The 19,934-nt window shown below is 71.0% G+C and carries 16 protein-coding genes and 1 pseudogene; 12 read left to right on the top strand and 5 right to left on the bottom strand.

Translation table 11 applies throughout. From position 1 onward, the window contains the following. Positions 1–3 precede the first annotated feature (3 nt). The 9 genes from BM430_RS28705 (at position 4) to BM430_RS28665 (ending at position 12,255) form a co-directional block, all read left to right on the top strand. Positions 4–1,308 (top strand): lipoprotein-releasing ABC transporter permease subunit, encoded by a 1,305-nt coding sequence (locus tag BM430_RS28705; RefSeq protein WP_093570649.1) that lies wholly within the window; start codon positions 4–6, stop codon positions 1,306–1,308. Between the two features lie 108 nt (positions 1,309–1,416). Further along, on the top strand, positions 1,417–2,121 hold the full coding sequence (locus BM430_RS28700) for an ABC transporter ATP-binding protein (RefSeq protein WP_093570669.1): 705 nt from the start codon (positions 1,417–1,419) through the stop codon (positions 2,119–2,121). 182 nt (positions 2,122–2,303) lie between these two features. Beyond that, entirely contained in the window at positions 2,304–4,982 is a 2,679-nt protein-coding gene (ppdK, locus tag BM430_RS28695; protein WP_093570648.1) for a pyruvate, phosphate dikinase, read from the top strand. A 58-nt stretch (positions 4,983–5,040) separates the two neighbouring features. After that, positions 5,041–6,777 carry an adenylate/guanylate cyclase domain-containing protein gene (locus tag BM430_RS28690; protein WP_093570647.1) on the top strand — a complete coding sequence of 579 codons (1,737 nt, stop codon included), beginning with the start codon at positions 5,041–5,043 and terminating at the stop codon, positions 6,775–6,777. A 153-nt stretch (positions 6,778–6,930) separates the two neighbouring features. Next, the gene (locus BM430_RS28685) at positions 6,931–8,136 is read left to right on the top strand and encodes a cell wall hydrolase (protein ID WP_093570646.1); all 1,206 of its coding nucleotides are present in this window, start codon (positions 6,931–6,933) and stop codon (positions 8,134–8,136) included. Between the two features lie 476 nt (positions 8,137–8,612). Then, positions 8,613–9,521 carry an aldo/keto reductase gene (locus BM430_RS28680; RefSeq protein WP_093570645.1) on the top strand — a complete coding sequence of 303 codons (909 nt, stop codon included), beginning with the start codon at positions 8,613–8,615 and terminating at the stop codon, positions 9,519–9,521. Next, positions 9,511–10,224: an NADPH-dependent F420 reductase gene (locus tag BM430_RS28675; RefSeq protein WP_093570644.1), complete on the top strand. Its 714-nt coding sequence runs from the start codon at positions 9,511–9,513 to the stop codon at positions 10,222–10,224. Before BM430_RS28680 ends, BM430_RS28675 begins: the two co-directional genes overlap by 11 nt. Next, the gene (locus BM430_RS28670; protein WP_093570643.1) at positions 10,221–11,609 is read left to right on the top strand and encodes an NTP/NDP exchange transporter; all 1,389 of its coding nucleotides are present in this window, start codon (positions 10,221–10,223) and stop codon (positions 11,607–11,609) included. Before BM430_RS28675 ends, BM430_RS28670 begins: the two co-directional genes overlap by 4 nt. Then, a complete protein-coding gene (locus BM430_RS28665) occupies positions 11,602–12,255 on the top strand; it encodes a class II aldolase/adducin family protein (protein WP_093570642.1) in 654 nt (217 codons plus the stop codon). The genes BM430_RS28670 and BM430_RS28665 overlap by 8 nt, the downstream gene beginning before the upstream one ends. Before the next feature lie 222 nt (positions 12,256–12,477). On the opposite strand, the gene BM430_RS28660 is transcribed toward BM430_RS28665, so the two are convergent. After that, positions 12,478–13,461, bottom strand: coding sequence for an MBL fold metallo-hydrolase (locus BM430_RS28660; RefSeq protein WP_093570641.1), 984 nt, complete (start codon positions 13,459–13,461; stop codon positions 12,478–12,480). Positions 13,462–13,759: 298 nt separating this feature from the next. Here BM430_RS28660 and hydA point away from each other — a divergent pair, with 298 nt between their 5' ends. Together hydA and BM430_RS28650 are read left to right on the top strand one after the other, a co-directional pair. Beyond that, positions 13,760–15,256, top strand: coding sequence for a dihydropyrimidinase (hydA, locus tag BM430_RS28655; protein ID WP_093570640.1), 1,497 nt, complete (start codon positions 13,760–13,762; stop codon positions 15,254–15,256). Positions 15,257–15,313: 57 nt separating this feature from the next. Then, a complete protein-coding gene (locus tag BM430_RS28650) occupies positions 15,314–15,718 on the top strand; it encodes a carboxymuconolactone decarboxylase family protein (protein WP_093570639.1) in 405 nt (134 codons plus the stop codon). 36 nt (positions 15,719–15,754) lie between these two features. Here BM430_RS28650 and BM430_RS28645 read toward each other — a convergent pair whose 3' ends face one another. Both BM430_RS28645 and BM430_RS28640 read right to left on the bottom strand, forming a co-directional pair. Further along, positions 15,755–16,507 (bottom strand): 2-keto-4-pentenoate hydratase, encoded by a 753-nt coding sequence (locus tag BM430_RS28645; protein WP_093570638.1) that lies wholly within the window; start codon positions 16,505–16,507, stop codon positions 15,755–15,757. A gap of 8 nt (positions 16,508–16,515) precedes the next feature. Beyond that, entirely contained in the window at positions 16,516–18,093 is a 1,578-nt protein-coding gene (locus BM430_RS28640) for a gamma-glutamyltransferase family protein (protein ID WP_093570637.1), read from the bottom strand. A gap of 302 nt (positions 18,094–18,395) precedes the next feature. Here BM430_RS28640 and BM430_RS28635 point away from each other — a divergent pair, with 302 nt between their 5' ends. Next, positions 18,396–18,635, top strand: a complete 240-nt coding sequence (locus BM430_RS28635; protein WP_093570636.1) for a hypothetical protein — start codon at positions 18,396–18,398, stop codon at positions 18,633–18,635. 3 nt (positions 18,636–18,638) lie between these two features. On the opposite strand, the gene BM430_RS28630 is transcribed toward BM430_RS28635, so the two are convergent. Together BM430_RS28630 and cysC are read right to left on the bottom strand one after the other, a co-directional pair. Continuing rightward, complete coding sequence (locus BM430_RS28630) at positions 18,639–18,854, bottom strand: hypothetical protein (protein WP_093570635.1); 216 nt, start codon at positions 18,852–18,854, stop codon at positions 18,639–18,641. Positions 18,855–18,959: 105 nt separating this feature from the next. Continuing rightward, a pseudogene (cysC, locus tag BM430_RS28625) lies at positions 18,960–19,532 on the bottom strand (adenylyl-sulfate kinase); the annotation flags it as partial. Positions 19,533–19,934: the final 402 nt, after the last annotated feature.

Here is a 19,934-nt window from a genome sequence, read left to right as displayed (position 1 = left end):
CCGATGGCCCTCGCCGCGATCCGCGAGCGCCTGCCGAAATTCGGTGGGCGCATCTTCGGCGGGGGCGCCACGCTGCCCTTCGCGCCCTTCGAGTGGACGATCGCCGGGCGCTACCTGCGCACCCGGCGGAAGGAGGGCTTCGTCTCGGTCATCGCCCTGTTCTCGTTCCTCGGGATCATGCTGGGCGTCGCCACCCTCATCATCGTGCTCTCGGTGATGAACGGTTTTCGCAAGGAGCTCTTGAGCAAGATCGTCGGCATCAACGGCCACATCTTCGTCGCGCCGATCGACCGGCCGCTGACCGACTTCGCCGACCTGTCGGACCGGCTCGGCAAGGTGGCGGGCGTCCACCTCGCCCTGCCGATGGTCGAGGGCCAGGCCTTCGCCTCGTCGCAATTCGGCGGCTCCGGCGTGCTGGTGCGCGGCGTGCGGGCCGACGACCTGCAGAAGATCCCGTCCGTCGCCAAGACCATCCGGGGCGGCACGCTGGAGAACTTCGACACCGGCGGCGGCGTCGCCATCGGCAAGCGGCTCGCCGAGTCCCTCGGGCTCCAGGCCGGCGACACGATCACGCTCGCGACGCCGAAGGGCGCCACGACGCCGTTCGGCACCGCGCCGCGGATCAAGAGCTACAACGTGGCGGCGGTGTTCGAGGTCGGCATGTCCGAGTTCGACGGCACCTTCGTCTACATGCCGCTGACCGAAGCCCAGGCCTTCTTCAACCGCGACGGCGACGTCTCGGTGATCGAGATCTTTCTCGACAATGCCGATTCCGTCGGCGAGGCGCGGGGCGAGCTGGAACTCGCCGCCGAGCGCCCGGTGCTGATCACCGACTGGCGCCAGCGCAACCGCACCTTCTTCTCCGCCCTCGAGGTGGAGCGGAACGTGATGTTCATCATCCTGACGCTGATCGTGCTGGTGGCGGCGCTCAACATCGTGTCGGGCCTGATCATGCTGGTGAAGGACAAGTCGAGCGACATCGCGATCCTGCGCACCATGGGGGCGACGCGGGGCGCGATCATGCGGGTGTTCCTGATCACCGGCGCCTCGATCGGCATCCTCGGCACGCTCGCCGGCTTCGTCCTCGGGCTGGTCTTCTCGGCGAACCTCACGGTGATCCAGCGCACGCTGTTTCCGGGCGCCTGGGACCCGACGGTGCGGTTCCTGTCCGAGATCCCCTCCGAGACCAATGCCAGCGAGGTCGTCGCCGTCGTCCTGATGTCGATGGTGCTGTCGCTGCTGGCCACGCTGTACCCGTCCTGGCGCGCCGCCCGGCTCGACCCGGTGCAGGCCCTGCGCTACGGCTGAGCCTTCGGGCCCTCGCCCCCCGATCCTGTTCCCGAGTACGTACCGGATGCCGCGACCCGTCTATCCCCCGATTTCCGCCCCGTGCATGCCGGCGAGGGGCGCCTGACCTTGACGGACGACATCCAGCAGCAGCCGGTCCCGGCCCTTTTCCTCGCCCAGGTCGAGCGCCGCTACGCCCAAGGGGCCGGCCATCTCGACATCCTGCGCGGGGCCGACCTCGCGATCTGGCCCGGCGAGATCGTCGCCCTCGTGGCGCCGTCCGGCACCGGCAAGTCGACCCTGCTCCACGTCGCCGGCCTGCTCGAGCAGCCCGACGGCGGCGAGGTCTATATCGGCGGCCAGCCGAGCGCCCGGATGGACGACGCCGCCCGCACCCGGATGCGGCGCGAGGAGATGGGCTTCGTCTACCAGTCGCATCACCTGTTGCCCGAGTTCTCGGCGCTGGAGAACGTGGTACTGCCCCAGCTGATCCGCGGCCTCTCCGCGAGGGAAGCCCGCTCCCGCGCCGCGGAACTGCTGTCGTTCCTCGGCCTCAAGGAGCGCCTGAGCCACCGTCCGGCCGAGCTGTCGGGCGGCGAGCAGCAGCGCGTCGCCATCGCCCGGGCGCTCGCCAACGGTCCGCGGCTGCTGCTCGCCGACGAGCCGACCGGCAATCTCGACCCGCAGACCGCCGGCCACGTCTTCGCGATCCTGGTCTCGCTGGTGCGCGCCTCCGGGGTCGCGGCGCTGATCGCCACCCACAACCTGGATCTCGCCGCCCGGATGGACCGGCGGGTGACGATCCAGAACGGGCTCATCGTCCAGCTCGCCTGACCCATCGCCGAGCGACCGCCGGGCGCTACATTCCGGGTCGGGGCCGGCTCACGGATTCTCTACGCACGGGGCGCGGGACGGCGCTGCCGTTCAGCTTGCGTTGGGGTTGCGAATGGTCCAACCCCGGCGGGACGTCAGGCGGCAGCCGCTACGAACGGACGAGTGACATGGCCGGAAGTGACATGGCGAAGTGGGTCTACACCTTCGGCGACGGCAAGGCCGAGGGGAAGTCGGCGATGCGCGACCTGCTCGGGGGCAAGGGCGCGAACCTCGCCGAGATGTCGAATCTCGGGCTCCCGGTGCCGCCCGGCTTCACCATCACGACCGAGGTCTGCACCTATTACTACGACCACGGCCGGCAATACCCGCCGGAGCTCGAGGGCCAGGTCGCCGCGGCGCTCGAGGCGGTGGGGTCCCTGACCGGTCGCCGCTTCGGCGATGCCGAGTCGCCGCTCCTCGTGTCGGTGCGCTCCGGCGCCCGGGCCTCGATGCCCGGCATGATGGACACGGTGCTCAATCTCGGCCTCAACGACACCACGGTCGAGGCGCTGGCCCGCGGCGCCGGCGACGAGCGCTTCGCCTATGACAGCTACCGCCGCTTCATCACCATGTACTCGAACGTGGTGCTCGGCGTGGAGCACCACTCCTTCGAGGAGGTGCTGGAGCGCTACAAGGACGAGAAGGGCCTCACCCTCGACACCGAGCTCGGCGCCGCCGACTGGAAGCACCTGATCGGCGAGTACAAGGCGCTGGTGAAGCGCGAGCTCGGCCAGGACTTTCCGCAGGATCCGCAGGCCCAGCTCTGGGGCGCGATCGGTGCGGTGTTCGGCTCGTGGATGAATCCGCGCGCCAACAAGTACCGCGAGCTGCACAGCATTCCGGCGAGCTGGGGCACCGCGGTCAACGTCCAGGCCATGGTCTTCGGCAACATGGGCGAGACCTCGGCCACCGGTGTCGCCTTCACCCGCAACCCCTCCACCGGCGAGAAGGCGCTCTACGGCGAGTTCCTGATCAACGCGCAGGGCGAGGACGTGGTGGCAGGCATCCGCACGCCGCAGGACATCACCGAGGCCGCGCGCAAGGAATCCGGCTCCGACAAGCCCTCGATGGAGCGGGCGATGCCGGAGGCCTATGCCGAGCTCGTCCGCATCTACGGCATGCTCGAGCACCATTACCGCGACATGCAGGACCTGGAATTCACGGTCGAGACCGGGAAGCTCTGGATGCTGCAGACCCGCAACGGCAAGCGCACGGCGAAGGCTGCGCTTCGCATCGCCGTCGAGCTCGCCGCGGAAGGCCTGATCACCCACGAGGAGGCGGTCGGCCGCGTCGAGCCCGCCTCCCTCGATCAATTGCTCCACCCGACCATCGACCCGAAGGCCGAGCGCAAGGTCATCGCCACCGGCCTGCCGGCCTCGCCGGGCGCCGCGTCCGGCGAGATCGTGTTCAACTCCGAGGAGGCCGAGGCGGCGAAGAAGGCCGAGCGCAAGGTCATCCTGGTCCGCATCGAGACCTCGCCGGAGGACATCCACGGCATGCACGCCGCGGAAGGCATCCTGACCACCCGCGGCGGCATGACCTCGCACGCGGCGGTGGTCGCCCGCGGCATGGGCAAGCCCTGCGTGTCGGGCGCCGGCCAGATCCGGGTCGACTATGCCGCCCGCACCCTGTCGGTCGGCGGCGTGACGCTGAAGGCCGGCGACCGCATCACCATCGACGGCTCGAACGGCCAGGTGATGCAGGGGTCGGTCGAGATGATCGAGCCCGAATTGTCCGGCGACTTCGCGGCGCTGATGGAATGGGCGGACGCGGTGCGCACCATGAAGGTCCGCACCAACGCCGAGACCCCGCTCGACGCCCGCACCGCCCGCAAGTACGGCGCGGAAGGGATCGGCCTGTGCCGCACCGAGCACATGTTCTTCCAGGAGGAGCGCATCGTGGCGATGCGCGAGATGATCCTGGCCGACGACGCGGAAGGCCGGCGCGCCGCGCTCGCCAAGCTCCTGCCGTACCAGCGCCAGGACTTCGTCGAGCTGTTCACCATCATGTCGGGCCTGCCGGTGACGATCCGGCTGCTCGATCCGCCGCTGCACGAGTTCCTGCCCCACTCCGACAAGGAGATCGGCGAGGTCGCCGCCGCCACCGGCGTCCAGGAGGACAAGGTGCGGCGCCGGATGAACGAGCTGCACGAGTTCAACCCGATGCTCGGCTTCCGCGGCTGCCGGCTCGCGATCCTCTACCCCGAGATCGCCGAGATGCAGGCCCGCGCGATCTTCGAGGCCGCCGTCGAGGCGGGCAAGCAGACCGGCACGCCGATCATCGCCGAGGTGATGGTGCCGCTGGTCTTCACCCGCACCGAGTTCGATCTCGTGAAGGCCCGCATCGACGCCATGGCGAAGGCCGTGGCCTCCGAGACCGGCAGCGAGGTCGAGTACCAGGTCGGCACGATGATCGAGCTGCCCCGCGCCGCTCTGCGGGCCGGCGACATCGCCCAGACGGCGGAGTTCTTCTCCTTCGGCACCAACGACCTGACCCAGACGACGCTCGGCATCAGCCGCGACGATGCCGGCCGGTTCCTCGGGCCCTACACGCAGCGCGGCATCCTGGCCTCCGACCCCTTCGTGTCGATCGATCAGGAGGGCGTCGGCGAGCTGGTGCGGCTCGCCGCCGAGCGCGGCCGGGCGGTGCGGGACAAGCTGAAGCTCGGCATCTGCGGCGAGCACGGCGGCGACCCGGCCTCGATCGCCTTCTGCCAGGATACCGGCCTCGACTACGTCTCCTGCTCGCCGTTCCGCGTGCCGATCGCCCGGCTCGCGGCGGCGCAGGCGGCGCTCAAGGTGAAGGGCCGCGGCGAGGCGTGAGTCGACACGAGCGGCAGGCCGTCCTCCCGGACGGCCTGCCGCCCTGCGAGAGGACCCCATGCGCGAGCCGCCTCCCGCCGGCCGTCCCGATCCTGGGGCCGGCGCCCGCCTGTGGCGCGGCTCGCTCGCGCAGCGCCTGAGGCTGGTCTCGGGGCTGGTCCTGTTCGCCTTCGCGGGCACCCATTTCGCCAACCACGCGCTCGGCCTCGTCGGCCTCGACACGATGATGGACGTCGCCCGCTGGCGGGTCGCGGTCACGCGCTCGATCCCCGGCAGCCTGGTCCTCGGCCTCTCGCTGCTGGCCCACGTCGCCTTCTCGCTCGTCAAGCTCGCCGAGCGCCGGACGCTCCGGATGCCGCCCTGGGAGGCGGCGCAGACGATCCTCGGCTTCGCGATCCCGTTCCTGCTGGTGCCGCACGTCCTGGGGACCCGGGTCGCCAACCTGGTGGACGGCACGCGGACGACCTACGCCTACGTGATCACCCGCATCTGGCCCGACGGCATGGGCTACCAGACCGCCCTGCTGCTGGTGGTCTGGCTGCACGGCTGCCTCGGCCTGCATGCCTGGCTGCGCCTGTCGCCGCTCTACCGGCGGATGGCGCCGCTGCTGGCCGTGCCGGCCTTCGGCCTGCCGGCCGCGGCGCTCGCCGGCATCGTCACGCAGGGGCGCATCATGGAGCGGGACCGGGTGCTGGCCCGCCGCTTCGACGCGCCCGACCTCGATGCCCGCTGGCCGGTGCCGCAGGTCGATCCCGCGATCTCCGCCTGGGGCGACACCGTCACCGGGGCGATCTACGCCGCGGTGGCGCTGGCCCTCGGGGTGGTGCTGATCCGGGCGGCCGCGAGCCTGCGGGCCCGGCGCTTCAGCGTCGCGTATGTCGGCGGACCCACGGTGAAGAGCCTGGAGGGGCCGACGCTCCTCGAGATCAGCCGGGCGAACCGGGTGCCGCACGTCTCGGTCTGCGGCGGGCGCGGGCGCTGCTCGACCTGCCGGGTGCTGGTGGTCGGGGGCGAGGCGAACCTGTCCGCGCCGAGCCCCCAGGAGGCCGCGTCGCTGCGGGCGATCGGCGCGCCCGCCAACGTGCGTCTCGCCTGCCAGGCGCGGCCTTCCGGCGACGTGGCGCTGGTGCGCATCCTCGACGCGCGCCGCGAGAGCGCGGACCAGCACCTGACCAATACGGACGTCGCCGGGATTGAACGCGAGGTGGCGATCCTGTTCGTCGACATCCGCGGCTTCACGCCGCTCTCGGAGCGCAAGCTGCCCTTCGACGTGGTGTTCATCCTCAACCACTTCTTCGAGGCGGCGGGCCGCGAGATCGAGGCGGCGGGGGGCTGGATCGGCGGCTATGCCGGCGACGGCCTGCTCGCCCTGTTCACCCATCCGGACGGGACCGGCCCCGCCTGCCGCGCCGCCTTCACGGCCGCCGGCCGCATCGACGGCGCGGTGGCCGAGCTCAACCGGCGGCTCGCCGCCGAGCTGCCGGCGGCGCTCCGGATGGCGATGGGCCTGCATGCCGGCCCCCTGGTGCTCGGCCGCCTCGGCTACGGCGCGAGCCGGGGCATGTCGGTGATCGGCCCGGCGGTGAACCTGGCGAGCCGGCTCGAATCCCTTGCCAAGGCCGCCGACGTGCAACTCGTCGCCTCGGCGGAAGCCGCGCAGCGCGCCGGCATCGCCCTCGACGGATTGCGGGTCGAGACCGTGGCGGTGCGGGGCGTGCGGGCCGAGCTTCCGGTGATCTACGCCCCGCGCGCCGCCGATCTCGCCAGGCGGTTGCGCGCGCCCGCGCCGGTTTAACCAACGCTCAACCATACCTCGCGACACTCACGCTCAGGTTTTCGGTCCCGCGCGGGCCGGGTGGGCTCGTGCGAGAGTGAGGTCGGGGCTGTGGGCAGGCGGTACTTGCGCAAGCGCGAGCTGCGCCAACGGCAGGCTCGGCGGACGAAGGGGATGCGCTGGCTCGCCGCGGCCGTCGCGCCCTGGGCCGTCGGCCTCGGCGTCCTGGTCTCCTTCACCGCCTCGGCCGGCTACGAATCCTCGCTCGGATCGAGCGCGGCGGCGCGCCTCGTGCCACGCATGACGCCGCCGCTGCCGGAGCGCGGGCTGATCACGCAAGTGTCCCTGTCGCAACTGAGCCTGACGGGGCCCTTGCGCCTCGCCCTTGATGCCGAGCCGCTGCGCCCGGACCTGAAGGTCGATGCCCGCACCCGGCCGGAAGCCGAGCGTACCCACAAGGGCGACGCCCTGGTGCCGGCCCGGGTCGGCGGTGCCGGCCGCGCCGTCCCCCTGAATACCGGCTGGCTCGGCAGCAGCGGCCCGAGCGTCGCCTCGACCTTCACCCCGGGTTCCTCGACCTGGAACCCGGAACTCGAGCCGCAGGAGGGCTTCGTGCCGTTCCCGGAGGCCGATGGCGGCGAGGCGGGCGCCAGCTCGCCGGCGGCCGGCGCCTCGGCGCCGACCCGCGGCGCGGCCGCCGGCGGGCAGACCGTCGACGCGGCCCGCGAGGCCCGCGAGCGCGGGAGCCAGGGCGGCAGCACCCCGGCGGTGCCCCGCGCCGTCGCCCTGTCCTCGACGACGCCGGCCCCCGCCGACGCCACGCCGGTCGAGATCGCCGCCGGCGGCCAGATCTCGCCCCGCCTCGACCGCGACGTGCGCGCCGCCGTCACGACCGCCGCCCGCATCGCCCCGGAGGCCCTGCCGAGCGAGGATGCCAAGCGCCGCTACGCCGACCTGATCACCCCGGAGACCGCCGAGAAGGAGCAACGCTGCCTGGCGGAAGCCGTCTATTTCGAGGCCCGCGGCGAGCCCGAGCAGGGTCAGGCCGCGGTGGCCCAGGTGGTGCTCAACCGCGCCAAGAGCGGCCTGTATCCGGCCAGTATCTGCGGCGTGGTCTACCAGAACCGCCACCGCTACATGGGCTGCCAGTTCTCCTTCGCCTGCGAGGGCAAGTCGCTGCGCATCACCGACGACGCCTCCTGGCAGACCGCGACCCGCGTCGCCCAGTCGGTGGTCGAGGGCCGCACCTACCTCGCCGATGTCGGCGGGGCGACGCATTACCACGCCGACTACGTCAAGCCGCGCTGGTCGCGCCGCCTGCGCAAGATGGACGTGATCGGCCGCCACATTTTCTACCAGCTGCGGCCGGGGCAGACGTGAGCGCCTGATCGGTTAGATATTCTCGACATCCCTCTGTATCGGTCCGGGCTCCATTGTGCGGCTACGGGTGCAGCCCGGAGGATTTTCGTATCATTCAGCGCATTGAACAGATCTTTGTCTGTATTAAATGCCCGCAAATCCGCGGCAAAAATCATTTTTTTCGATTTACAAAGATATTGCTGCGGATATTTTCGTTCCACCCACGACCTCATCCCGAGGTGCGATCAGCGGGGGCGTCGAAGGAGGGCTCCAGGGATCGCCTAGACTGCTGGAGGCCTCCTTCGAGGCTCCCTTCGTTCGCACATCAGGACGAGGTCGCGGGTGGGAGTGAAAGGATCTCGCGCGTCGGGCATGGGCTGAGACTCGATCCGGCCGCCTTCCCTCAAGCGCTTGTGTGCGGGCGCGGCGTGGCAGGCGCCCTGCTGCGCCCTAACCTTGTCGGCCAGCGACGCACAGAGAGCCGAAGAGAGACCCGCATGATGCTCCACCGCCGCGCCGTGCTGGCCGGTACCCTGGCTTCGGGCCTGCTCCCGGGCCGCCTTCTGGCACAAGGCGACGGGCTCATCCGCCGCCCGATCCCCTCGACCGGCGAGACGGTGCCGGCGATCGGCATCGGCACCTCGCGGCGCTACGACGTGGCGCCGGATTCGGAGGCGCTGGCGCCGTTGCGCGAGACGGTGGCGACCTTCGTGGGCGCGGGCGGCACGGTGATCGACACCGCGCCGGATTACGGCCGGGCCGAGGAGGTGCTGGGCCGGATCCTGAAGGACACCGGTCTCCGCGAAAAGGTCTTCCTGTGCAGCAAAGTCGCGGCGCGCGGGCGCGAGGCGGGCCATGCGCAGGTCGAGCAGTCGTTCCGCCGCCTCGGCACCGACCGGATCGACCTGATCGCGGTCCACAACCTGATCGACCCGGCGGCGCAGCTGCCGCTCCTGCGGGAGCTGAAAGAGAAGAAGCGCATCCGCTATCTCGGCGCCACGACCTGGGCCGAGAAGCAGTACGGCGATCTCGAAGCCCTGATGAAGGCGGAAAAGCTCGACGTGATCCAGGTCAATTACGCCGTCGATGCCCGCCAGGCCGCCGAGCGCATCCTGCCGCTCGCGCGTGATCGCGGCATCGCCGTGATGGTCAACGTGCCGTTCGGCCGCGAGCGGTTGTTCAACCTGGTGCGCGGCCGCGAGCTGCCGCCTTTCGCGGCGGAGTTCGACTGCCGGAGCTGGCCGCAATTCTTTCTCAAATACGTCCTGTCGCACGAGGCGGTGACCTGCCCGGTGCCCGGCACGGCGCAGGTCCGCTACGCCGAGGACAATCTCGGCGCCGCCCGCGGCCGCCTGCCGGACGCCGCCGCCCGCCGCAAGATGGAGGAGTTCATCGATGGCCTGTGATCGCCGTACGCTCCTGCGCGCAAGCGCCGTCGCCCTGGCGCTCGCCGCCGGCCCCGCCTTCGGGCAGGATGCCAAGAGTCCCATCGCGGTGATCGGCGGCGGGAACATCGGCGGCACCATCGGGGGCCTGTGGGTCAAGGCCGGCCACCCGGTGATGTTCGCCTCGCGCCACCCGGAGGACCTGAAGCCGCTGGTGGAGACACTGGGACCGCTCGCCAAGGCCGGCACCGTCGAGCAGGCGCTGGCCTTCGGCGAGGCGGTGCTGATCGCGGTGCCGTACAAGGCCTATCCGGAGCTCGGGAAAACCTATGCCGGCCTCCTGAAGGGCAAGGTCGTGCTCGACGCCGGCAACGCCACCAAGGCGCGGGACGGGGAGCTGGCGGCCGAGGCCGAGAGCGCCGGCATCGGCGCCACCTCGGCGAAGTACCTGCCCGGCGCGCGGCTGGTGCGGGCCTTCAACGCCGCGAATTACCGCCTCTTCGCCCAGAACGCCCATCGCAGCGGCGCAAAGATGGCGGTGCCGATCGCCGGCGACGACCAACAGGCGCTCGCCGTCGCGGCGGCCCTGGTGCGCGATGCCGGCTTCGACCCGGTGGTGGTCGGCGGCCTCGACGCGGCGACGAAATTCCAGATGGGCAGCCCCGGCTTCCAGCGCGATGCCACCGGCCCTGAGGCCCGCAAGGCCTTCGGGGTCGCCGAATGAGCGCGTCGCCCGGCGCCGCCAAGTCCGGCGCCGCCAAGTCCGGCGCCGCCAAGTTCCCGGACAAGTCCGCGGAGGCGGCGCGCGCCGGCCTCAAGGTGCCGGCCTGGCTGCGCCGGCTCACCGACGTGCGGCCGGAGGAGGTGCCGGCGCTGGGCTGGGCCTGGCTCTACATCTTCGCGCTGCTCTCGTCCTACTACGTGATGCGGCCGATCCGCGACCAGATGGGTCTGGCGGGCGGGCTCGAGAACCTGCCCTGGCTGTTCACCGCCACGCTCGTGGGCATGCTGGTGCTCAACGTGCCGTTCGGCTGGCTGGTGCGCAAGCTGCCGCGGGCCCGCTTCATCCCGATCACCTACCGCTTCTTCGCCGCCAACATCCTGGTCTTCGCGGTCGTGCTCTACCGCGCCGGGCCGGAGGATACGGTGTGGATCGGCCGGGTGTTCTTCGTCTGGCTGTCGATCTTCAACCTGTTCGTGGTCTCGATCTTCTGGGCCACGATCGTCGACGTGTTCGACACCGAGCAGGGCAAGCGGCTGTTCGGCTTCATCGCGGCCGGCGCGACGCTCGGGGCCATCACCGGCTCGGCCTTCACGGCAGTGCTGGCCCGCGACGTGCCGATTCCCTTCCTGCTCCTGGCGGCGGCGGCCCTGCTCGAACTCGCCGTCGTCAGCATGCGGGGTCTCGCCCGGATCTCGGACGCGCTGTCGCGCGAGCCGGGGGCGGCGGCGCAGGCGATCGGCGGCAGCCCGTTCGCCGGCATCAGCCGGGTGCTCGGCTCGCCCTACCTGCTCGGCATCTGCCTGTTCCTGCTCCTGTTCTCGATCACCTCGACCTTCCTGTACTTCGAGCAGGCCGGCATCGCGAAGCGCAGCTTCCCCGATCGCGGCTCCCAGACGGCGTTCTTCGCCTCCGTCGACCTCGCGGTGAACGTGCTGACGCTCGGCATCCAGCTCTTCCTCACCGGGCGGATCGTGCGCCGGCTCGGCGTCGGCCTCACCCTGGCGATCCTGCCGCTCGTCAGCGCGCTGGGCTTCGGGCTGCTCGCGGTGGCGCCCACCATCGCCAGCGTGGTGGTGTTCGGCGTGCTGCGCCGGGCCGGCAACTTCGCCATCGCCCGGCCGGTGCGCGAGGTGCTGTTCACCGTGCTGCCGCGGGAGGACCGCTACAAGGCCAAGGCCTTCATCGACACGGTGGTCTACCGCCTCGGCGACCAGGTCGGCGCCTGGTCCTACGGTCTCGTCGGGTTCTTGGGGCTAAGCGCCACCGCCCTCTCGGTCCTGGCGGTGCCGCTCTCGCTGGCCTGGCTCGTCAACGGCCTCTGGCTCGGGCGCCGGCAGGACGCTATGGCGAAGGAGCGGAGCGCGACGGAGGCGGAGAATGGCTGAGACCGAGGCGAGCTTGCGTGCGGCGATCGTCGCGACCTGCCACAGCATGGCCGAGCAGGGCCTGAACCAGGGCACCTCCGGCAACGTCTCGGCGCGGTTCGGCGACGGCCTGCTCATCACCCCGTCGGGCCTGCCCTACGAGGAGATGACGCCCGACGACATCGTGCCGATGACGATGGACGGCCGGACCGACCACGCGCTGTCGCCCTCCTCCGAGTGGCGCTTCCACCGCGACATCCTCCGGGCCCGCCCCGATGTCGGGGCGATCGTCCACGCCCACCCGACCTACTGCACCGCCTTCGCGATGTGCCGCAAGGACATCCCGGCGGCGCATTACATGATCGCCGCCGCCGGCGGTCCGACCGTGCGCTGCGGCGGCTACGCCCTGTTCGGCACCGAGGAACTGTCGCAGCGGGCGCTGGAGGCGCTCCAGGACCGCACCTGCTGCCTGCTCGCCAACCACGGCATGATCACCACCGGCCCGACCCTGGCCAAGGCCCTGTGGCTCGCGCTCGAGCTCGAGACCCTGTGTCGGCAATACGCCGTGGCGCTCCAGGTCGGCCGGCCGCACATCCTCAGCGAGGCCGAGGTGGCGGAGGCGATGGAGCGGTTCAAGTCCTACGGGCCGCGGCCGAAGGCGGGGTGAGGGCGTTGCCCAACCTCTCGGGCGTGTCCGATCATACGACATCCTCCATCGTCATCCCGGAGCCGCGCAGCGGAACCCGGGATCCATAACTGCTGACGATGCAGGATGCGGCGGACAGCGTTCAGCCTGATTCTTCACCGTCGCGGTTATGGATCCCGGGTTCTCGCCTTCGGCGAGCCCCGGGATGACGACAGAGAGATTGCAACGTCGGCGATCTCGACCCTACAGCTCCATCTTCATCGCCTGCGGATAGTACCGGAACCCGCCCTGGCCGTTCTCCGCGACGTGGCCGATGCCCGGCCAGGCGAAGTGGTAGGCGAGCACCGGGATCCGGTTCTTCGCCAGCATCGTCAGCATCCGGAGCCGGGTCTGGGCCGATTGCTTCGGGTCGGTGTCGTAGGCGAACTCGGTCAGCGGCTTCTCCATCAGCAGCACCGGATGGTGCGTCAGGTCGCCGAGGTAGCAGAGGCTGTCCTTGCCCGAGGTGATCATGAACATCGTGTGGCCGATGCTGTGGCCCGGCGCCGCCAGAGCCTGGATGCCGGGCAGGAATTCCTGGCCGTCCTTGACGAAGACCAGCCGGTCGCGGATCGGCAGCAGGTTCTTGCGCGCCGTGTCGAGGAAGGCGCTGAACGAGGCCGGCACCTTGCCCGGGTCGGTCCAGTAGTCGAAATCGGCCTGGGAGATGTAGAACTGGGCGTTGGGGAAGTGCGGCACGCCGTCGTCGCCGACGCAGCCGCCGCAATGGTCGACATGGGCGTGGCTCATCACCACGGCGTCGATGTCCTTCGGGTCGATGCCGGCCTGGCGCATCGTGCTCAGAAGCTTGCCGGTGGTCGGCCCGAACAGCTTGAGCGAGCCCATGCCGGTATCGAACAGCACCAGCTTGCTGCCGGTGTTGAGGATCAGGATGTTCTGCTCCAGCACCGCGTTCGAGAGCGGCAGGAAGTTGTTGGTGAGCTGCGCATCCATCTCGGCCGGGGTGAGGCCGAGGAAGTTGGCATGGGGGTCGCCGAGCGGCAGGGTGCCGTCGGAGACCATCGTCGCCTCGGCGTCGCCGAGGGTGAAGCGGTAGAAGTACGGGCTCTGGCTGCGCAGCATCGGCGCCTTGGCCTGGCCTGCGCCCGGCAGCCCGGCCGTCACCGCGGCCGCCGCCGCGCCGAGCATCAGGCCGCGCCGGCTCGGGTTATCCAACTGAATCGTCATCTGGGATTCCTCCACGCTGCACCGTGGGCGCCCTTGTGCGCACGCTCGATCGCGGGACGTCCCCCGGCGCGAGCGCGGCCGGTCACCTCAGCGGTACCGTAGTTCTCCGCCGGCTGGATAAGCTTGTCAAACCGGTCGTTAGGTCATGTGCCGCCGGTGCGGGCACGGGGCCGGGATCCCCGCCCGAATGGTGGGCCCCCTGCGCAAACCCCCGGCACACGGGGCCTTCATCCCGGCACCCGAATTGACAGTCTTCCCGGCCGGTTCCTACACCGCTGGCAACGAGGGAGGGCCTGCGATGTCGAGCCACGATTTCGACTACGACCTGGTGGTGCGCGGCGCGACGCTTGCCGGCCCGGCCGAGGTGTTCGAGGGCGATCTCGGCGTGCGCGACGGGGTGATCGCGGCCATCGGCCGGAACCTGCGGCGTGGGCACGAGGAGATCGACGCCAAGGGCTTGGTCGTCACCCCGGGCGGTCTCGACCCGCATTGCCACATCGAGGAGCCCTCCGAGGGCGGCGGCGTGCAGGAGGAGAGCTTTGCCAGCGGCTCGGCCGCGGCGCTCGCCGGCGGCACCACCTCGTTCATCTGCTTCGTGCCGCAATGGAAGGGCCACCCCATCGCCGCGACGGCGACGGATTACGAGGTCCGCGCCCGGGCCTCGCGCGCCGATTACAGCTTCCACCAGATCATCACCGACCCGACGCCCGACGTGCTGGAGCGGGAGGTGCCGGCCCTCGTCGCCCGCGGCATCCGCAGCCTCAAGGTCTTCCTCACCTACGATCCCTTGCGCCTCACCGACGGGCAGTTCCTGGAGGTGCTGGCGACGGCGCGGCGCCTCGGCGCCTTCGTGACGGTGCATTGCGAGAACTACGACGCCATCGGCTGGCGCATCCGCGCGCTGCTCGCGGCCGGCCTCACCGACCCGCTCCAGCATGCCTGGGCCCGCCCGCCGGTGGTCGAGCGCGAGGCGACGCACCGGGCCATCGCGCTGGCGGAGCTCGTCGACCAGCCGATCCAGGTCTTCCACGTCTCCTGCGACGAGGCGGCCGAAGAAATCGCCCGGGCGCGCGCCCGCGGCGTCAAGGTCTGGGGCGAGACCTGCCCACAATACCTGACCCTCTCGACCGACGACCTCGCGAAGCCGGATTTCGAGGGCGCCAAGGTGGTGTGCTCGCCGGCTTTGCGGGCGCCCGGCGAATCGGAGAGGATCTGGGCCCGGATCCGCGAGGGCACCCTCGACGTGGTCTCCTCCGACCATTGCGGCTTCTCCTTCGCCACCGCCAAGCGCGATCCCGGCAGCAGCGGCTACGGCCAGGGCGGGGCGGGGGCCCGGCCCGACGGGATGCCGGCCTTCAACGCGATCCCGAACGGCGTGCCGGGGATCGAGACCCGCCTGCCGGTGCTGTTCTCCGAGGGCGTCTCGGCCGGCCGCATCGACCTGCCGACCTTCGTGCGCCTGACCTCGACCAACGCGGCCCGCCTGTTCGGCCTCGCCGGCCGGAAAGGCACGCTGGCGCCCGGCGCCGACGCCGACCTGGTGCTGTGGAACCCCGACGCCGAGAAGACCCTGACCAACGCCGACCTGCACCACGCCATCGACTACACGCCGTGGGAGGGCATGCGCCTCAAGGGCCTGCCCACGATGACGATCCGGCGCGGCGAGATCGCGGTGCGCGACGGTCAAGTCCTGGCTGAACCGGGCTCCGGCCGCTTCCTCGCCCGCGGCCCCTACGCGCTCGCCACCCCCTCGGGCCGGGTCCCGGACGGCTTCGACGCGGCGGCGCGGCGCTGACGCCCTCGACGCCGGACGTCGCCTGACGGATCCTGCGGCTCCACCGGAGGAGCGAGCATGGCGACCGTGAGATTGTGGAGCGACGCGGAGGCGGATGCCGATCCCCGCGTCAAGGCGGTGTTCGACGACATCCGGGCGGCGCGCCGCTCGGACTTCATCAACAATTTCTGGCGCGCGCTCGCCAACCAGCCGGCTGTGCTGGAGCGGACCTGGGCCGACCTGAAGCAGGTGATGGCCGCCTGCGGCGCCCTCGATCCGCTGACCAAGGAGCTGATCTACATCGCCGTCTCGACCGCCAATGGCTGCAGCTACTGCATCCACTCCCACACCGCCGCGGCCCGGGCCAAGGGCATGACGGAGGCGCAGTACGGCGAGCTCCTGGCGGTGATCGGCATGGCGAACCAGACCAACGCGCTCGTCACCGGCATGCAGGTGCCGGTGGACCGGGAGTTCCAGGTGTGAATGGGGCGACGCCTGCCCGCAGGCGTCGCCCCCACCTTACTCGATCGCCAGCGTCACGCTGCCCAGTCCCGGAAAATCGGCGGTCATCCGGGTCGGCGCCGTGACGAAATCGGTCCCGGTGCAGGAGCCGGTGGTGACGACCTGGCCGGCCTTGATCCCGCCCAGCGACCGCGCGCCCTCGTTGGCGAGCCAGACCAGCAGGCGCACCGGATCGACCGCCGAGTTGCCGCCGACCTTGTCATGGACGACCCGGCCGTCGAGGGTGAGCCGGACGGCTTGCGTCACCGGGTCGAGGCCGCGCCACTCCGTGAGCCCGGGCCCGAGCACCAGGACGCCGTGATTCTGCTGGTCGGCGCGCTGGCTGGGGGTGTCGACCGCGCCGAAGGTCGAGAAGCGCGTATCGGCGATCTCGATCGCCGGATGCATCGTGGCGACCGCCGCCAGCACCGCCTCCCGGTCGTAGGGACCGGCCTCCGGCGGCAGATCGCGGCCGAAGCGGTAGGCGATCTCCGCCTCCGCCCCGATCACGTGGAACAGCGAGGCCGGCAGCGTCTCGGTTTCGAAGATCGTCTCGGCGTGGAGCGCGGCGCGGGCCGGAGTGGCGGTGGCGCTCGGCGCACCGACCTTCCACCCGGCGACCGGGCCGAGAACGCGGGCGACCGCGTCCTGCACCGCGTAGGCCTCCGCCTCGCTGCCCGGCCGGGCGCCCTCCGGAAGGGCGTCGAGGCGGGTGCCCGAGCGGCGGGCGTCGAGGAGTGCCGCCGCGGCGGCGTCGATGTCGAGTGGCATGATGGACCTCAATAGCCGAGCGCGCTGCCGTCCTTGCGCGGGTCGGAGCCCGAGGCGAGCACCCCGCGCTCCCGGTCGATCCAGATGATCTGGCCGCCGCCGATCGGGCCGGAGGCCGGGATGATGCGGTGGCCCCGCGCCTCGAGGCCGGCGACCACCTCGGGTGAAAAGCCCGGCTCCATCTCGATCCCGCCGCCATAGGCGAAGCTGCGCGGGGCATCGAGCGCCTCCTGCACGTCGAGGCCGCGGTCGAGGATGCCGGTCAGGAGCTCGACATGGCCCATCGCCTGGTAGTGCCCGCCCATCACGCCGAAGGGTGCCACCGCCGCGCCGTCCCGCATCAGCATGCCCGGGATGATGGTGTGCATCGGCCGCTTCCTCGGCCCGATCGTGTTCGGGTGGCCCGGATCGATGCGGAAGGACAGGCCGCGGTTGTGCAGCAGCACGCCGCTCTCCGGCGCGGTGATGCCGCTGCCGAAGCCCTGGAAGATCGAGTTGATCAGCGACAGCGCGTTGCCGTCCCGGTCGACGACGCTGAGATAGACCGTGTCCTTGTGGGCGAGTTCGGGCCAGATCACCGGCTCCCGCGCGCGCGCCATGTCGATGGCCCCGTGGGCGCTCGCCCGCCAGGCTTCCGACAGCAGGTGCTCCACCGGCACCCGGTTCAGCACCGGATCGGCGAAGAGCGCGTCGCGGTGATGGTAGGCCTGCTTGCAGGCCTCGGCGAAGAGGTGGACCCGGTCGAGTTCGGACAGGCCGGCGACGTCGTGGTGCGTGAGCACGTTGAGCATCATGAGCACCGCGAGGCCCTGGCCGCTCGGCGGGCACTCGTAGACGTCGTAGCCGCGGTAGCGGGTGGTGACCGGCGTGACGATCTCGGGTGCCGCGAAGGCGAAGTCGTCGAGCGTGTGCAGGCCGCCGAGGTCGCGCAGGCGCGCCACGATGTCCTCGGCCACCGGCCCCTCGTAGAAGCCGCGCGGGCCTTGTTCGGCGATCCGCCGCAATGTGGCGGCGAGCTTCGGGTGGCGCATGATCGTGCCGACCTCCGGCGCCCGCCCGTCGATCAGGTAGGCCGCGGCGGAGGCCGGATCGCCGGCGACGCGCTCGACGCTGCGCGACCAGTCGAGGGCGACGCGCGGTTGCACCGGGTAGCCATCCTCGGCGTAGCGGATCGCCGGCTGCAGCACCTCGGCAAGGCTGCGGGTGCCGTGATCCTGAAGGAGCTTCGCCCAGGCCGCGACCGCCCCCGGCACCGTGACGGCGTGAGGCGAGGTCGGGGTCAGGGTGATGCCGCGCTCGAGGAACCAGGCATCGTGCGCCGCCGCCGGGCTGCGGCCGGAGCCGTTGAGCGCGATCGGCGTGGATGCGCCCTTAGGCGCGTAGAGGGCGAAGCAGTCGCCGCCGATGCCGGTCATCAGCGGATCGACTACGCCTTGCACCGCCACCGCGGCGATGCCGGCATCGACCGCGTTGCCGCCCGCGCGCAGGACCTCGATCGCCGCGAGGGTCGAGAGCGGGTGCGACGTCGCGACGGCGGCGTTGGCGGCGTAGACGGGCGAGCGCCCGGGCTTCGAGAAATCCCTCACCGCGACGTTTCCTCCTGATGCGTGAACCAGTTGCGCCACGAGGTGGCGTCGGCCCGGCCCCGGTTTAGGGGCGGCGTCGATCCCCGTACAGGGTATTGCCGCCGGGGAGCCGCGCGGGCCGGCCGCTTTCATGCATCAGGCATACCATCGGGACATGGCACCGGGACGAGGCGCGGGCCCAAGCCCCCCATGCGCCGGGGCATCGTCCGTGCTATGGAGCGGCCGGCGCGACCCCGGCACGGAGCCGGGACCGCGCGGCGCGGCCCTTCCGCCGCCCCGAGACGAGGTTCCAGGGCATCGCCATGCAGGCTGAGATCCCGATGCGCCGCGTGACGGCGATTCGCTGCTATCCCTCCGGCGAGCGCGACGATCCCGATCAGCGCGTGCTCAACGTGCTCGAATGCGGCCACGTCGTCAGCTTCGAGGGCGCGAACGCGGTCGCCGCCCTGCTCGCCAAGCGCCAGCTCTGCCTCAAATGCGCCGAGGAGGCCAAGAGCGAGGCCGAGACCGAGGCTTCGCGCGAGGCTTCGCCGCCGGCCTGATCGTCAGTACGTCGCCATCGCCTGCGTCATCATCGCGACGAGCTGCTCCGGATCGGACGCGTTCTGGATGCCGGCGACGATCAGCAGGCAGACGGCCAGGGCGAAGACCAGGTAGGTGAGGATCGGCGTCAGGGTCTCGGCCCAGCGCCGGGCCGCGTGGATGGCCAGGCACCCTGCGGTGAATCCGGCCGCCTCCGCCACGGGTATCAGCTCGACCATCTCTTCGCTCCGTTCCGTCGCCACGTCATGCTGCACTGCAACATAGCGTGGGGCTGCGGGCGGGACCACCGTCCGGCGCGCATCCGCCTCATGCGGTGCGGGCAGTCACGGGGCGCAGGTCGTGATGCCCCGGCGCTGCAGCGCGTTCAGGACCTGACCGGCCAGCGCGTCGACGTCGTCCACGTCGGTCCGCAGGTGGATCTCGGGTGAGTCCGGGGCCTCGTAGGGGGAGGAGATGCCGGTGAAGTTCGGGATCTGCCCGGCGAGCGCGCGGGCATAGAGGCCCTTCGGATCGCGGCGCTTGCACAGCTCGAGAGGGGCGTCGACGAAGACCTCGAGGAACTCGTCCGGGCCGACCAGCTGGCGCGCCAGCATCCGTTCGCGCCGGAACGGCGAGATCAGCGAGCAGATCACGATCAGCCCGGCCTCGAGCATCAGCTTGGCGACCTCCGCGGTCCGCCGGATGTTCTCGACGCGGTCGGCATCGGTGAAGGCCAGGTCCTTGTTGAGCCCGACGCGCAGGTTGTCGCCGTCGAGCAGCATGGTGTGATGACCGCACCGCCACAACATCTCCTCGACCCTGTTGGCCACGGTCGACTTGCCGGCGCCGGACAGGCCGGTCAGCCAGAGGATCGCCGGCTTCTGGTTCTTCGATTCCGCCCGCACCGTCTTCCCGAGCGTGGCGACGGTTCGAAGGACCGTCGGAGCGGTGGGCCGCGGGGAGCAGGCGGGGGAGACGGGTTGGTCCACGGGGACGGCGGCCCTCTCGCGATCAAGGCGACCTGGCATTCGGCACGGTTCGTTCGTCGGAGTCGAGACGTTCTTCCGGAAGTTGCGAACGCCCGTCAAGCGCTGCCCCTCTGGCTGTATCTGCCCCGTATCCGAGCGTATCCGGCCGACCCGGTCTGGGCGCCCGGGGAGGCCGTCGCGAGCCCGGAAGGGGAGGGGGCCTGTCGCGAGAGTTTCACAAAGGAGTTGACGGGGAAAAATGCGGGGCCTATACGACCACCCATCGGCGCCGGCCGCTCCCGCGGACCGGTCGCTGAAACGTCTTCGAGACAGTCTGGGCCGGCAAGCCTG

It is taken from the genome of Methylobacterium sp. 174MFSha1.1 (genome assembly GCF_900116815.1).
GTDB lineage: Bacteria > Pseudomonadota > Alphaproteobacteria > Rhizobiales > Beijerinckiaceae > Methylobacterium.
Note: the sequence above shows the minus strand (reverse complement) of the source record. Positions and strands in the feature narration are given on the sequence as shown.